Below are 13,395 nucleotides of genomic sequence, written 5' to 3'. Positions count from 1 at the left end.
GCACTACTTACCTATTTTCTTTTTGAGCAGCTGTGCATTGATAGCTACGATGATGGTACTCAAACTCATAAATACCGCACCTACAGCAGGCCCTAATACAAAGCCGGATGTGTAAAGCACCCCTGCCGCAAGAGGAATGGCAACAGCATTGTAGCCGGTAGCCCATATCAGGTTTTGGATCATCTTGCTATAAGTAGCCTTACCAAAAAGAATCAGATTGGCAATGTCTTGCGGGTTGCTATTGACCAAAATAATGTCGGCTGTTTCGGCCGCTACATCGGTGCCTGAGCCCACGGCAATACCTACGTTGGCCTGCGCCAGCGCAGGCGCATCATTCACCCCATCACCGGTCATGGCAACAAATTCATCTTTGGCCTGCAGGTCTTTCACAATTTCTACCTTCTGGTGTGGCAATACCTCTGAGTAGTATCCGTCCAGACCTAGTTCTTCACTTACTGCTTTGGCGACTATTTCATTATCACCGGTGGCCATCATCACTTTGATGTTGTTGTTTTTAAATATTTTGATCGCTTCGGCACTTTCCGGTCTGATCTCATCAGCCAGGGCGATGTACCCGGCCAGTTTATTATCCACCAGCACAAATACAACTGTCTCCGCAGCACTGCTGTAGGCACCATCTGGTATGGAAATGTTCTCATCTTTCAGATAACCCGGGCTCACTACTTTCACATCTTTCCCTTCCACTTTTGCTTCTACCCCTTTACCGGTAATGGCATTGAAGTTTTCCGGTTTGGGTACAGCTATGTCTTTCTCTTTTACTTTTTTGATAATACCAACGGCAATAGGATGTTCCGAACTTTGCTCCAAAGCACTGGAAAGCCTCAATAGTTCGTCTGCCTCAAATTGCTGATCTACCGTCTCTACACGGGTAACGCCAAAATCGCCTTTGGTCAGTGTTCCGGTTTTATCAAAAACGAGGGCCGAGATCTTTCTTGATTCCTCAAAAGCAGTCCTGTTTCTAATCAGCAGACCATTCTGTGCCGAAACCGCAGTGGATATGGCAACCACTAATGGTATGGCTAAGCCCAGCGCATGTGGACAAGCAATGACCATGACAGTAACCATTCTTTCCAGGGCATATACGAAAGGAAAGCCTAAAAACAACCAGGCAGCCAGCGTACCAAAACCAATGGCCAATGCAATATAGGTAAGCCACTTAGCGGCACGGTCTGACAAATTCTGCATTTTTGACTTAGACTTTTGCGCCTCTTGTACTAGCGTAATTACCTTATTGAGGTAGCTGTCTTTACCTGTATGCTCTACTTTTACTTTTAGTGAGCCATTGCCATTGAGTGACCCTCCGATTACTTTATTCTCCAGGCCTTTTTTTACCGGTTTGGATTCCCCGGTCAGCATGGATTCATTCAGGTAGCTTTCCCCCTCTACGATAATGCCATCAGCCGGAACTTTTTCACCTGGTTTAATCAAAATAATATCATCTTTTTGCAGGTCTTCCAGCTTCACATCTTCTACCGTGTCACCTTTGACCCGATGCGCTTCTGAGGGCATCATGCTTACCAGTAACTGCAGGGCTTTTGAAGCTCCCAGTACGGATTTCATTTCCAGCCAGTGGCCTAGTAACATGATATCAATCAGGGTGGCCAGTTCCCAGAAGAAATCCTCCCCTTCAAGGCCGAACACTGTCGCGGAACTATAAAAATAAGCAACACTAATGGCCATGGATATTAAAGTCATCATGCCCGGGGCACCTTCCTTCAGCTCATCCTTCAATCCTTTCAGAAAAGGCCAGCCTCCGTAAAAATAAACTATGGTAGAAAGCCCAAACAGAATGTAAGCATTGCCCGGCAGCAGCCACTCATAACCGAAAAATCCCTGGATCATTGGCGAAAAAACAAGTATAGGTACGGTGAGTACCAGCGATATCCAGAACCGCTTTTTGAAGTCCTCAATCATCATTTTATGATGATCATGTCCCATTTCACCATGCCCGGGGTTGTGACCCGAATGACTACCATGGCCGTGACCTTCATGTCCGGAATGATCTTCATGCTTTTTACTTTCTTCGTGCTTATGGTGTGTGTGATTATGCTCTTTATGATTTTCCATAATGACTATTTTTTATTTGTTTGGGTATTTCAGATTTAGTTTTTCAAGCTGTTCGGCTAAAATTTTAGCTGCTGTATAATTACGAAACCATCGCTTATCTGCAGGAATAATGTGCCAGGGCAAGTGATCACAGGCATTCAATATGGTATGATACGTTTTCCTGTAGTCATCCCATTTTTTTGGGATAAGTTCATCTTCTTTGGCATATTTCCATCGTTTGTGCGGTTTTGTTTTACGCTCCTCAATACGCTTTTCCTGCTCATTAGCCGATAGGTGCAGATAAAACTTTAAAATCAACGTATCATTGGCCAACAGATGATGTTCCAGTTCATTGATGAGGTTGATGCGGTGCTGCAAGACATCTTCTGAAAGGCTCCTGTTTGTAGCCGGAACCAGAATGTCTTCATAGTATGACCTGTTAAATACCCTGATCATACCTTTCTGGGGAAAATGTGGATAAACGCGCCATAAAAAGTCATGTTTGAGCTCATCAATTGTGGGTTTCTTAAACGATGTTACCTGCACGCCCTGCGGGTTCATGCCGCTAAAAGCGTGACGGATCGTACCGTCTTTACCGGAAGTATCAAGCCCCTGCAAGACAATGAGCATGCTGTATCTTCCATCGGCATAGAACTTATTCTGCAACAGAAAAAGCTCCTTTCGGAGTTTTTTCAAGGCTTTCTTTGTTTCCGCCTTATCGGCATCTTCCGGTGGCAGTGTTGATATGTGTTCTAACTCAACCATCTGATTTTATTCAATTTCTTTTGCGTTCTGTTCATATTTCATAGTAAACCAGGCCCCATCATCCTCTGTAAACTGCTGACGTTGCAATACGAAATCGTTAGTCAGGTATTCTTCCACGACATAGTTTATCGTTTTAATACGGATTCCCATCATGTATGCTTCAATAACAGCCTCACTACTTATTTTTACTGATTGGTTCACTACCTCCTTTTTCCTGTTTTTTATGGTGACCAGGCTTTTGGATCCGAAAAAACTTAACACCCCAGATTCAACACTCATCTTCAAATGAATATCTTTTAATTCTTCTCCCTTACCCAGTTCATACAGTTGCTGAAAGTCTTCTGAAGTGACATCCACTTTTATCTTCTCGTCATACGGATCAGTAAAAGGAAATACATTCAACAGCACATCAAACTCATTGGGATTGCACTGATATGTGGTCGTGTACTTTTCCGTAAGCCGGCCGCTTTCGTCATAAAGCTCGGTTATTACCTTTATCCGATAAGTTTTACCCTGCTGCTCTAACTCACCCGTTAAAAAAATCTGCTTGCCCTGCAGGTCTCCATTTTGATCATAGTTTTCACGTACTATTCTTTTTTGCGCTATTTGCTCAATGAACATTTCTTTCTCCTGACCATACAAAATTGCAGGGACCAGTTGCAGACATGCTATGATGGTGAGCAGCGCTCTAGGCATGATGCTTCATTAGTTGGTTAATCTCTTTTGCCAGAATATCCGAAAGATCAATCTGATTACTTTCATGGGGGATGGTGTTGCACGTTACGACTTGTAGTACCCCTGCATTTTTTAGATCCGCATAGGCTGAGCCTGCAAATACGGCATGTACGCCAATACAAACCGGTAGATGCATTCCGGCTTTTTTTAAATGGCCAACTGTTTCTATCATCGTTCTGGCTGTGGAAATGATATCATCCACCAATACCGGGGTGTGATCTTTGTATTTTGCTACATCGGGGACGGACACTTCCACATCCCGGTCACCATGCCTTACTTTCTCTAACACGGTAAAAGGTGCCCCGGCTTCTTCTGCTACCTGGGAAACCCATTGCTCACTTTCACTATCCGGGCCGATGAATACCGGCTTTTCAATATTATCGCTCACCCATTTTGAAATGTGTGATGCCGCATGGATGAGTTTATTAGGTACGGTGTAAATCTCACTTAACGAACTTCTACGGTGAAGGTGTGGGTCAACGGTGGTCAACGTTTCTGCAAAGCCTGATATCAATTCAGCAAAATACGTAGACGTGATACCCTCTCCCGGATTGAACTGCTTATCCTGACGCATATAGGCCAGATAAGGCGCTACCAGGCACGTACAGGCAGCACCAAGTTCTTTGGCGGTCTTACTTAAAAAGTACAGGGGCAGCAATTTGGCATCCGGCTCGTGTAACGTGCATACCATAACCACACATTTGCCTTTTACTTCAGAGTGAATCTGCACATAACTTTCTCCATCGGGAAACTGCCGTATGGTTGCCTCTCCCTTTTCAGCCTTGAGGTGTCCGGCTATTTTATCGGTAAGTTCTTCATTGCCCGGTAAGGCAAAAATTATCATTTCCATATTTATGACTCGTTGATTTTAATAATTTCTTTTTGTGTTTTCAGGTAAGAAAGGGCATATTCAAGCTCTCCCTGTGACTCAGCATGGATTTCAAACAGGGTATCGTTCTCTTCCACTTGAGTACCTAATGGCGTAAGCAGCAAAATGCCTGCTGTCATAACACTAGGAGCACCGGCCATCTTAGCAACTTTCGCCAGTCTGCGATTATCAATCTCTGAAACTATTCCTCTTACTGCTGATCTAATCTTATGCTTACGGGGCGCAACCTCAGGTTCTCTAAAAAACCCTTGTGCCTCGCAGATAGAGATGAATTTTTTGTAACCATCTCCGCTTTCTAATATTTTCATCGCCAATTGGCTGCCCTTACCTTCAAGTGCTTTTCCTCCCATTTCAAGTAATCTGCCTGCAAGTATTACCGCTCTTTCACGTAGGTCATTCGGAGCATTTTCTTCGTTTCTCAAGACAGACAAAACATCTTGTGCTTCTAAGGCAGGTCCAATGCCCCGCCCCACAGGCTGTGCGCCATTGGTCAATATTATTTCAATATTCAGTCCGATGGCCTTTCCTACGGCAACCATTTTTTCGGAAAGTTGCTCTGCAGTCTCTTTTGAACGCACTTTGGCTGTAGGGCCAACAGGTATATCTATGACTACATCAGTAGAGCCTGCTGCCGCCTTTTTAGAAAGCACAGAAGCGATCATCTGCCCTTCACTATCAATATCCAAAGCTTTTTCTACCCTGATGAGTATATCATCAGCCGGACTTAGCTGTACTGATCCGCCCCAAGCAAGGCACCCCCCCTCCTGTTCCACCACATTTTTCATTTGCCCGGTGGTGAGATTTACATTGGTGACTACCTCCATGGTGTCAGCAGTACCGGCTGGAGAAGTAATGGCACGGGAAGAAGTTTTAGGGATGGTCAACCCTGCTGCGGCAACAATAGATACTACTAATGGCGTAGTTCTGTTACCTGGCAAGCCACCTATGCAGTGTTTATCGTAAACCTTGCCCGAATCCCAGTCCAGTTTGAAACCCACATTGATCATAGACTTGGTAAGCAAAATAACTTCTTCCTGGTTGAGTGAATCTCCCGTACTGGAAGCCAGAAAAGCAGATAGTTGGATATTGGATAAATTCCGATTAACGATATCACCAATAATCCTGTCAAACTCAGTCTGGTTGAGCCTATGCCCGTATATCTTTTTTCGAACATCGCTCATTGAATCCAAGGCATCTAGATGGCTCAGACTAAGCAAGTCACCTTCTTTTGTTTCCAGGGCTTCAATGGCTGCATCAGAAAGCCCCAATTGATCATGGTTTAAATGCGCTTTATTATCCCAAACGATGAGTGATGCCACGATGGTTTTATTTCCGTTTGAAACTTTTATACGATTTAACGCCTCAAACCCTTCGGACACACACACCGGACAGTCCTTGCGCATGAATACCATGTATTCGTTTCGGGCATCTATGCCTAATCTTACTAGTTTTAATACGTTATGCCGGGTATCCTTTGCTTCCATCACAATTCTACCTTTTGATTTATTTTGGGAATCTCACTGTCCCATTGGTATACTTCTTTGATGCGCTGCTGAAGGGCACAGGCTTGCTCTGTTTCTCCATGGATAATGAATAGCTTTTCGGGCTGTTTTTTGATTTCCGAAAGCCAGTCGATCAGATCTTTTTGATCTCCGTGAGCGCTCAGCCCTTCTATTTGTTCTATGTGCATGTTGAACGGTAGCCATTTGCCATAGACTTTGATTTTTTTGTCTCCTTCAAGCAGCTTTCTTCCCCGTGTTCCTTCTGCCTGGTAGCCCACAAAAAGTAAGGTATCCCTGCTATTACCGGATCGTGCCTCCATGTAATTGAGTATTCGTCCACCGGTCATCATACCACTTCCGGCAATAACGATTTTAGGTTTTTCATCTTTGCGTAGTGCTAGTGTTTCCCGAAAATTGCTCACAACACGAAAATGGGAACACATATCGTCACATTCTTCCGGGTCCAGCTTGTGCCAGTCTCGGGAGTAGTGAAAGAGATGAAGCACATTGGCTCCCATGGGACTATCCATGATCATCGGAATCTTTGGTATCCTTTTTTCTTTCAAAAGCCTCCAGATCATCAACATCATTAATTGTGTCCGCTCTACGGCAAAGCTGGGGATGAACACACTACCACCACGCTCCACTGACTCATTTATGATACGCTCCAGCTCGGGAATGATGTTTTCTTCGTCTCCATGAATCCTGCCGCCATACGTGGATTCAATCAATAGTACATCGGCTTTCTCCGGTTTTTTTGGAGGAAAAAGTAGCAGGTCTTTTTTTCTGCCTATGTCTCCGGAAAACACCACATATTTATGATGAAATTCCACCTCAACGGAAGTGGAACCAATGATATGGCCGTTGTAAGGCCATCTAACTCTGAAATCATCTTCAATTACATGCCATTTACCCTCAGCTACAGGGTTGAAAAGAGGTACCGTCTTTTCTACATCTTCCAGATCATAAAATGCTTCTGCCGGGTGATGTTTGCTATACCCATCCTTATTCGCTCGCGCAGCTTCTTCCTCTTGTATTTTTGCACTGTCCTTTAAAATGATCTCTGCAATCTTAAGTGTGGGGCCAGTGCCGTATATTTTGCCCCTGAAGCCTAGCTTGACCAATCTGGCCAGATATCCGGTATGATCAAGGTGTCCATGGGTCAATAAAACGGCATCTATAGTTTGTGGATCAAACTCTGGTTGTGCCCAATTAAGCAACCGCAATTCTTTCAAACCCTGGAATACCCCACAATCCACCATAAGCTTTTTTTTGCTCGTTTCAACCAAATATTTAGAGCCAGTCACTGTTCCTGCTGCTCCCAGAAATTTTATGGTCATTTTATCCAACATCTTTTAAACAATTAGTTATTACGTGCTTCTGTACTCAAACATATTTGTGTCCCTTCTTCTATGATCTTCGAAACCCGGCTTGGTGCTATCCCCATTTCCTCCAGTATTTCAGGTCGCTCACAGAGTTCTTTACACAGTACAATCATTTTATCAATGAGCTTTTGTTTTTCTGCCTTAGATAGGGTAGTCAGGCAGGTAACAGGGTGAAGACCAGAGAGGTTAATTCGGTCACGGATACTTCCTTGCTGTGGATAATCCCAACCAATAAGTATCAGGCCACTGCACTTACCATATCGAATGGCATCCTCCGTAAACCGGGTGTTAGTCACTACCCAACCCTCATGGAATTTGGTGGCATGTCCTTTACGTTTTTCCCATTGCGTTTTCACATCTTCAAACCGGGATCTGATATAGAGTGGAATTTTTACATCGCATTTATACCCTTGCCGATTGTGGAATTTGCACTCCACCATGAAGTGTTTGTTGTCTTTTTCGGCCTCTACATCTATTTCATGCGTTACACAATGCCCCTGAACAATCACACCTACTTTGGTACGATAACCCTGATGCTTCAAAATTTCACCCACAAACTTCTCAAAGGGATATCCTGTGGGGCCTAGCTCCATAATGGCCTGCTTGATCTTATACCTGCCTGCAACGGGTTTTGAATGCTTTCGGAGCATAGAGAACGCCTGGCTGTAGATTTTCTTCGTAGACATTCCATCGACTAACTGCTTTTCTATTTCGTCAATGATAAGGTCTACAATAGCTAAACCGGCTCCAGCTCTTTCAAGGGATTGTCTGAGCTTCGTTGGAGAGAAGGGCGCCTTTTCTCCGGAAGCCTTGGTAATAAAAACATTCTTTTCAGGCATCTACATCTACTCTTAACATCTACTGTTAAAGATATAAGAGCAGCATTCCAACCCTTTACGAAATTATATATTCGATGTATGAAATTTTGTTATTGCTTAATAGTAAGATAGATCGATATCAGCATTTATTAACGTTGGATATTATTCACTACGTTGGCTGTTTAAGTCTGCTGGAAATTAAAACTGATATGACTGGTGTAAGGGTTATTTGCAACCATGGGGATACCCCTACACCTAGAAGAGGTAATACCGGCATTTGTTCGTTGTATTGCCACCAATTCAGTAACAATGCGGTTTTTTCGGCTATCAAGGCTACAATCGCACCAATCAAAAGCATCCATAAGAGATGATTTGCAGAAGGTTTTTGCCCCCATTTTATATCATTCGCAATTTGAGCGACTACAACATATATAATAACAACTAAGGCCACATCCCCAAGACTACACAGAAAGTAGCCCATGTTTTTCATCCAGGAAATAATGGTGGTATATAGGCCATCATGCAAATTCTCCCACATGATATTAAGTAGGAAAGCAGATACAACTAATTTGATGAAATACTGCTTCATTTGACCTCAACATTTACTTTTAAATCGGAATCGTTATTCTGCCATTTATCAAATAGAATACAAGCCGTCAAATCTCCTGTAACATTGACCGCTGTTCGAAACATTCCAAGTAACCTTTCTACACCTATAATGATGATAATCCCTTCGGCCGGAATCCCTGCGCTACCTAGTACGGAAGCCAGTATCACTACACCGCCACCCGGAATGGCCGGGGTTCCTATAGACGCTGCAACTATGGTGACGATCACTACAATAATATTTAACAGGCTCATTTCCAGTCCGTACGCTTGGGCAATAAATAAAGTGGTAATGGTTTGATAGAGTGCTGTACCATCCATGTTGACGGTAGCTCCTATGGGGATAATAAAGTTGCTGATTGCCGGGTCAACTTTTAGCTTCTCTTCTGCTGTCTGCAATGACAGTGGCATAACGGCTGCTGAACTGGTGGTGGAAAATGCCAAGAGTTGTGCATCTTTTATCTTTCCTAAAAACTTCAACGGATTTCTCCTGCCCAGTAAACTTACCATCAGTAAATAGACACCTACAAGAATCAGTAAACCAAGTAGCACTACGACTACATAATAGCCTAGTCCCGCAAGCGAGCTTAAGCCTACACTAGAGGTAAGCTGAGCCATTAGTCCAAAAACAGCCACCGGTACCAAAATCATTGCCCATCTTACTACAGTCATACAAATCTCCTGAATGGCACTTAGCAGCAACTTTACCGGACGCAATAGGTCTGAAGGCAATGAAAGTACAGCCACTCCAATGATAATGGTGAAAATGACAATACTCAACATTTCTCCACTGACCATTGAAGCCAGAGGATTTTCCGGTAGTAAATCCGTAATGATACGTGGCATATCATTGATACCAAAAGACAATTCCGCACTGTTGGCTTCTTTTGCTAAAGCCTCTTCATGTTCGGCTGCTGCCTGCTCGTGCAAGTAGCGGCCTGGCTTAAATAGCATGGCCAACACACTACCTATGCTTACAGAAATGATAGTTGTGGCAATAAAATACAGGAGGACCCCCCCGCCAAGTTTTTTCAGGTTGTCTTTGTCATTGCTGGCAATGCCAGTAATGATAGATGCCACAATCAATGGGATCATGATCATCTGTACCAGTTTGAGAAATAGCATTCCGGGAAGGGCCAGCCAGTTGCCTAAAACATCGGCAGTGGTTTTACTTACCCATTCATTTTGTGGACTTAATAAAAGGCCGAATCCCACTCCCAGGAAAAGCGCAATGATCACCTTAAGCCATAGCTTACCTTCTACCAGTTTTTGAAGGTAGGTATTGAGTGATTTAAGTGTCTTTATTTCCGTATCAAACATTTGATTGCTTCATTTCACAATCCATCGAAAATCGCATTTTTTGGCTCCTGCTGCTATGCTTCCAGTTCTCTTTAATTCAGCATCCCACATATTGGCCAATGGATAATCAAGGTCACACCACGTTTTTGCACAAAAGTCAGACAAGCCTCTTGCCTTGAAGTACTCAGCTACCGGACATTTTAAACAATCGAAACCTACCACATTATCACCGGCAGGCACGTCACTCCATAGATATGAAGGGCTATTAAAGGGGAATGTCCTAAATAGCTTTGTTGCTTTTAAAAGTCTGCTGTAACTGTTCAGACTACTCCATCCTGCCAGCCGCCAGGAGAGTCTGCCCATTTTTTTGTAGATTTTCCAGGCAATATTGTAAAAGAGTTGGGTAGTTACTTCTTTACTTATGCCTCTTGAAATTAGTTCCTCATAAAACGCCGTGGACATGGCGGACAGGTGGATCATTATAGTGCCTCCCATTGTAGGCATTTGGGATATCTCCAGCTTTAGAACCTGATATCTTTGCCAATAGTTTCGAAGGATATCAAGTATTTCACTTCTTTCAAAATATGGTGAAAGAACATGCATTGCTGCTTTAGCAGCTTGCCTTCTGAACCAGAATAGAATCAGCCTTCTCATGGTCTTTTTTTAATTTATCCCTAAACTTCCATTGGTCTTTCTAATTGATTTTCCGCTTTATTAAAAGAGTAGCTAGTGGTTCTGTGCTTTTCATCTCCTGCAGGATGAATTTCATTTTCCGCTCCCTGTATGTTTCTACATTTTGTGCAGCTATATTCTTTGGGGTACAATCTACCGCCAGGTCTACCACATCCAACAAATCTGTCATGGTGCCGGTTATCGAAACATCGGCCTGTTGCATCTTTGCTTTGGTATCTTTCGGTGCTACATAAACGGGCAAACCTTTTTTTATGGCAGTTTTAATACGCCAGTCGCTGAACACATCACATACTCCGAAAACCAATACGTCATCTTGTCGTACGATCGCATCCGCTACTCTATTGCCGATTACGCCATATCCAATAAGTGCTATTTTCCTTTGCATGGTATTATTGATTTTTGATTGTAGTATGAATGTTATTTATGTTGGACAGTCCGAATACGATCAACACAAAGCTTTGACCAATCTCCATCATCACTAAAATTTTTGCAGGGGTAGTAACTGGCACAATATCTCCATAACCAATGGCCGCAAACGTGACTACACTGAAATAGAAGGTTTCAAATAAGAAATCAAAATAGCTGAAGTTATTGATTGCATTTAAGCCATTGATCTGAAAGGAATATCTATCCGAAGCTATCAGGCAGGTAAAGTCTGCAGCATATGAAAAGACAATTAGGATAACTAATAACCCAAATATCCATAGCAACTGCCCAAAGGAGTGGCATGTTTTGATGGACTTATTTACCTGCTTGAAGGTGAAAAATGTAAAATATGAGGTCTTGATCAGTGCTAAAAAAATAACGAGGTAGGTCACCCAACTAAGCCCATGATCTACGAATTGCATGAGGTAGACATATACAATTGCTACTATCACCACCAATATAATGGCGGGACGTAAACGCTTTAGAAGCAAGTTTAGGAATTTACCAGAGTTCATTTGACTATATTTTGCTGGTTATAACAAAAAAGAAAGATCATCCCTCCTCGAAAGCAGGAATGATCTAGTAATAACCAACGAAGGCTATCCTTAACATACAACCACCTTGGTAATCATCGATATTTTTTATTGAACGAGATGTTGTAAACGGTTGCTACCAACGCACCGAATAACCAACTCAGTACAAACATTTCTACCAAACCAATCAGAGCCTCAGTCCAAGGGACATCCATCCGTATAATCGCACTGGTATCCAGACCATGCAGCAGGCTGTTGAAAAAAAGGATGGTACCATCCCGGCCTACTGTTGCCATTAAATGATACAACCCAGGTAGAATAATGCTCCTACTACCCCCCAGGCTAGTGCAAATTTCTTAATGTCGATGTGTTGCATGATCGTCTTCGTTTTTAGATTGTTGTTCTTTATGGCCTACATGCCCTGCATGGTTTCTGTGTCCTCTGAGCATAAATAGGTGGGCCACAAAAAAGACAATGAGGAAAATAAATAGTGAATTGGTGCCATTGAAACCAAGAACCGGTAATAGGAATAGTAAAAGGAATATTCCAAAACAGCCGATTAGCATCCAAATCATATGGTTTTTCATAATAATAAATTTAAGAGCTCAAGTTTATGCTTAACACAGGGATTTCCGTGTGATTTACCAGGCTCTCGGTAATACTTTTGCTTATAAGTCGAAGAAATCCTGACCTGCCATGTGTTGTAATTGCAATCAGGCCTGCACCTATGGAATCTACAAATTGCATAATCCCACGTTCCTCATTTAATGAATTATAGATGTTAAGAGTACATGATCCTCCTCGCGGACATGTCCTGTGAAAGTCATGCATCTTAGCCATACTTTGCTCTGTTTCTTCAAATGAAAAAGGAGTGTTCACATAGAGAAGGTGGATTTTTGAATCATTGAGATCAGCAAATTCTACCACAGTTTGAAATGGCTGCTTAACATCAGACTCAAAACTTGAAGGAAATACAATATTTTCAACTGGCCAAACGGATCCCTCTTTTACCACCAATACCGGAATGGTAGCATCCCGAAGTATCTTTTGAGCGTTTGAACCTATGAGCAGCTCCTTTGCTCCAGTTGCACCGCTTGAACCCATTACAACGAAATCATGATGGTGAAAAGGAATATGTTTCAAGATCTCCTCCCTTCCTTCATCAAACACTAAGAATTGCTCAGCTTTTAATCCCTTATCCTCTGCCTTCTTCACAAGTCTGGAAAGCTCCCCTTTAGCATAACCAATTTCTTTGAGTGTTTCAGGATAACGTTCCTCCCTTTCTTTGTTTAGAGTTATCCAAGGTACCGGAGTGTATTGGATATGTAGAAAATGAATTTCCGAATTAGTTTGTTCGGCAATCGCAATGGCAATCTCTGAAGCTCGATTAGCAGCTTTTGAAAAATCCGTAGGGACCAAAATGTTTTTCATCTGATAAATTCCTTTGTCGTCAGTTTTGCAGGTCTTTCCTCATATCCTCAAACTGTTGCCGATCTATTTCTCCACTGGCATATCTCTTTTTCAAAATGTCTAAAGGGGTTTCCTTTTTGGTGCGCTGACCAGGAATGTCCCATGGGGTTACAAAAATCCAAATGATGAAGATCACCCATACGACCCACCAGAAAATGTGCATGCCCCAATAATGTCCTTCGAATAAATGCATAACTCACTGGTTTA

16 protein-coding genes are annotated in these 13,395 nt (G+C 42.7%); all 16 read right to left on the bottom strand.

Going from position 1 to position 13,395, the window contains the following annotated elements:
* Window positions 1-3 precede the first annotated feature (3 nt).
* Window positions 4-2,088 (bottom strand): copper-translocating P-type ATPase, encoded by a 2,085-nt coding sequence (locus ACP14Y_RS15855; RefSeq protein ID WP_424963883.1) that lies wholly within the window; start codon window positions 2,086-2,088, stop codon window positions 4-6.
* A gap of 12 nt (window positions 2,089-2,100) precedes the next feature.
* The gene (locus ACP14Y_RS15850) at window positions 2,101-2,832 is read right to left on the bottom strand and encodes a PPK2 family polyphosphate kinase (protein ID WP_420575416.1); all 732 of its coding nucleotides are present in this window, start codon (window positions 2,830-2,832) and stop codon (window positions 2,101-2,103) included.
* Window positions 2,833-2,838: 6 nt separating this feature from the next.
* The gene (locus ACP14Y_RS15845) at window positions 2,839-3,528 is read right to left on the bottom strand and encodes a hypothetical protein (protein WP_348284278.1); all 690 of its coding nucleotides are present in this window, start codon (window positions 3,526-3,528) and stop codon (window positions 2,839-2,841) included.
* The gene (locus tag ACP14Y_RS15840) at window positions 3,521-4,417 is read right to left on the bottom strand and encodes a ribose-phosphate pyrophosphokinase (RefSeq protein WP_424963881.1); all 897 of its coding nucleotides are present in this window, start codon (window positions 4,415-4,417) and stop codon (window positions 3,521-3,523) included. The genes ACP14Y_RS15845 and ACP14Y_RS15840 overlap by 8 nt, the downstream gene beginning before the upstream one ends.
* Before the next feature lie 2 nt (window positions 4,418-4,419).
* Window positions 4,420-5,940 carry a thymidine phosphorylase family protein gene (locus tag ACP14Y_RS15835; RefSeq protein ID WP_420575419.1) on the bottom strand — a complete coding sequence of 507 codons (1,521 nt, stop codon included), beginning with the start codon at window positions 5,938-5,940 and terminating at the stop codon, window positions 4,420-4,422.
* Window positions 5,940-7,298 carry an MBL fold metallo-hydrolase gene (locus ACP14Y_RS15830; protein WP_350204919.1) on the bottom strand — a complete coding sequence of 453 codons (1,359 nt, stop codon included), beginning with the start codon at window positions 7,296-7,298 and terminating at the stop codon, window positions 5,940-5,942. The genes ACP14Y_RS15835 and ACP14Y_RS15830 overlap by 1 nt, the downstream gene beginning before the upstream one ends.
* A gap of 23 nt (window positions 7,299-7,321) precedes the next feature.
* Window positions 7,322-8,182, bottom strand: a complete 861-nt coding sequence (locus ACP14Y_RS15825; protein WP_348284275.1) for a restriction endonuclease — start codon at window positions 8,180-8,182, stop codon at window positions 7,322-7,324.
* Between the two features lie 148 nt (window positions 8,183-8,330).
* A complete protein-coding gene (locus ACP14Y_RS15820; RefSeq protein ID WP_348284274.1) occupies window positions 8,331-8,750 on the bottom strand; it encodes a hypothetical protein in 420 nt (139 codons plus the stop codon).
* Window positions 8,747-10,087 carry a dicarboxylate/amino acid:cation symporter gene (locus ACP14Y_RS15815; RefSeq protein WP_420575420.1) on the bottom strand — a complete coding sequence of 447 codons (1,341 nt, stop codon included), beginning with the start codon at window positions 10,085-10,087 and terminating at the stop codon, window positions 8,747-8,749. Before ACP14Y_RS15815 ends, ACP14Y_RS15820 begins: the two co-directional genes overlap by 4 nt.
* 9 nt (window positions 10,088-10,096) lie before the next feature.
* On the bottom strand, window positions 10,097-10,720 hold the full coding sequence (locus tag ACP14Y_RS15810; RefSeq protein WP_348284272.1) for an L-2-amino-thiazoline-4-carboxylic acid hydrolase: 624 nt from the start codon (window positions 10,718-10,720) through the stop codon (window positions 10,097-10,099).
* A gap of 40 nt (window positions 10,721-10,760) precedes the next feature.
* The gene (locus tag ACP14Y_RS15805; protein WP_420575421.1) at window positions 10,761-11,144 is read right to left on the bottom strand and encodes a hypothetical protein; all 384 of its coding nucleotides are present in this window, start codon (window positions 11,142-11,144) and stop codon (window positions 10,761-10,763) included.
* Window positions 11,145-11,148: 4 nt separating this feature from the next.
* The gene (locus ACP14Y_RS15800) at window positions 11,149-11,700 is read right to left on the bottom strand and encodes an ion channel (RefSeq protein WP_350222531.1); all 552 of its coding nucleotides are present in this window, start codon (window positions 11,698-11,700) and stop codon (window positions 11,149-11,151) included.
* A 113-nt stretch (window positions 11,701-11,813) separates the two neighbouring features.
* Entirely contained in the window at window positions 11,814-12,014 is a 201-nt protein-coding gene (locus tag ACP14Y_RS15795) for a DUF5676 family membrane protein (RefSeq protein WP_424963879.1), read from the bottom strand.
* 60 nt (window positions 12,015-12,074) lie between these two features.
* Window positions 12,075-12,305 carry a hypothetical protein gene (locus tag ACP14Y_RS15790; protein ID WP_420575422.1) on the bottom strand — a complete coding sequence of 77 codons (231 nt, stop codon included), beginning with the start codon at window positions 12,303-12,305 and terminating at the stop codon, window positions 12,075-12,077.
* Between the two features lie 10 nt (window positions 12,306-12,315).
* Window positions 12,316-13,149: a universal stress protein gene (locus tag ACP14Y_RS15785; protein WP_348284267.1), complete on the bottom strand. Its 834-nt coding sequence runs from the start codon at window positions 13,147-13,149 to the stop codon at window positions 12,316-12,318.
* A gap of 19 nt (window positions 13,150-13,168) precedes the next feature.
* The gene (locus ACP14Y_RS15780; protein WP_348284266.1) at window positions 13,169-13,381 is read right to left on the bottom strand and encodes an SHOCT domain-containing protein; all 213 of its coding nucleotides are present in this window, start codon (window positions 13,379-13,381) and stop codon (window positions 13,169-13,171) included.
* Window positions 13,382-13,395 lie beyond the last annotated feature (14 nt).

The sequence above is a fragment of the Ekhidna sp. genome (assembly GCF_965247405.1).
Taxonomy (GTDB): domain Bacteria; phylum Bacteroidota; class Bacteroidia; order Cytophagales; family Cyclobacteriaceae; genus Ekhidna.
This window is presented reverse-complemented; position numbering and strand designations above follow the sequence as displayed.

Bases quoted from the DNA above. Each gene is read 5' to 3' on its own strand.
- ACP14Y_RS15855 (WP_424963883.1), bottom strand. From the start codon at position 2,088: ATGGAAAATCATAAAGAGCATAATCACACACACCATAAGCACGAAGAA.
- ACP14Y_RS15850 (WP_420575416.1), bottom strand. From the start codon at position 2,832: ATGGTTGAGTTAGAACACATATCAACACTGCCACCGGAAGATGCCGAT.
- ACP14Y_RS15845 (WP_348284278.1), bottom strand. From the start codon at position 3,528: ATGCCTAGAGCGCTGCTCACCATCATAGCATGTCTGCAACTGGTCCCT.
- ACP14Y_RS15840 (WP_424963881.1), bottom strand. From the start codon at position 4,417: ATGGAAATGATAATTTTTGCCTTACCGGGCAATGAAGAACTTACCGAT.
- ACP14Y_RS15835 (WP_420575419.1), bottom strand. From the start codon at position 5,940: ATGGAAGCAAAGGATACCCGGCATAACGTATTAAAACTAGTAAGATTA.
- ACP14Y_RS15830 (WP_350204919.1), bottom strand. From the start codon at position 7,298: ATGACCATAAAATTTCTGGGAGCAGCAGGAACAGTGACTGGCTCTAAA.
- ACP14Y_RS15825 (WP_348284275.1), bottom strand. From the start codon at position 8,182: ATGCCTGAAAAGAATGTTTTTATTACCAAGGCTTCCGGAGAAAAGGCG.
- ACP14Y_RS15820 (WP_348284274.1), bottom strand. From the start codon at position 8,750: ATGAAGCAGTATTTCATCAAATTAGTTGTATCTGCTTTCCTACTTAAT.
- ACP14Y_RS15815 (WP_420575420.1), bottom strand. From the start codon at position 10,087: ATGTTTGATACGGAAATAAAGACACTTAAATCACTCAATACCTACCTT.
- ACP14Y_RS15810 (WP_348284272.1), bottom strand. From the start codon at position 10,720: ATGAGAAGGCTGATTCTATTCTGGTTCAGAAGGCAAGCTGCTAAAGCA.
- ACP14Y_RS15805 (WP_420575421.1), bottom strand. From the start codon at position 11,144: ATGCAAAGGAAAATAGCACTTATTGGATATGGCGTAATCGGCAATAGA.
- ACP14Y_RS15800 (WP_350222531.1), bottom strand. From the start codon at position 11,700: ATGAACTCTGGTAAATTCCTAAACTTGCTTCTAAAGCGTTTACGTCCC.
- ACP14Y_RS15795 (WP_424963879.1), bottom strand. From the start codon at position 12,014: ATGGCAACAGTAGGCCGGGATGGTACCATCCTTTTTTTCAACAGCCTG.
- ACP14Y_RS15790 (WP_420575422.1), bottom strand. From the start codon at position 12,305: ATGAAAAACCATATGATTTGGATGCTAATCGGCTGTTTTGGAATATTC.
- ACP14Y_RS15785 (WP_348284267.1), bottom strand. From the start codon at position 13,149: ATGAAAAACATTTTGGTCCCTACGGATTTTTCAAAAGCTGCTAATCGA.
- ACP14Y_RS15780 (WP_348284266.1), bottom strand. From the start codon at position 13,381: ATGCATTTATTCGAAGGACATTATTGGGGCATGCACATTTTCTGGTGG.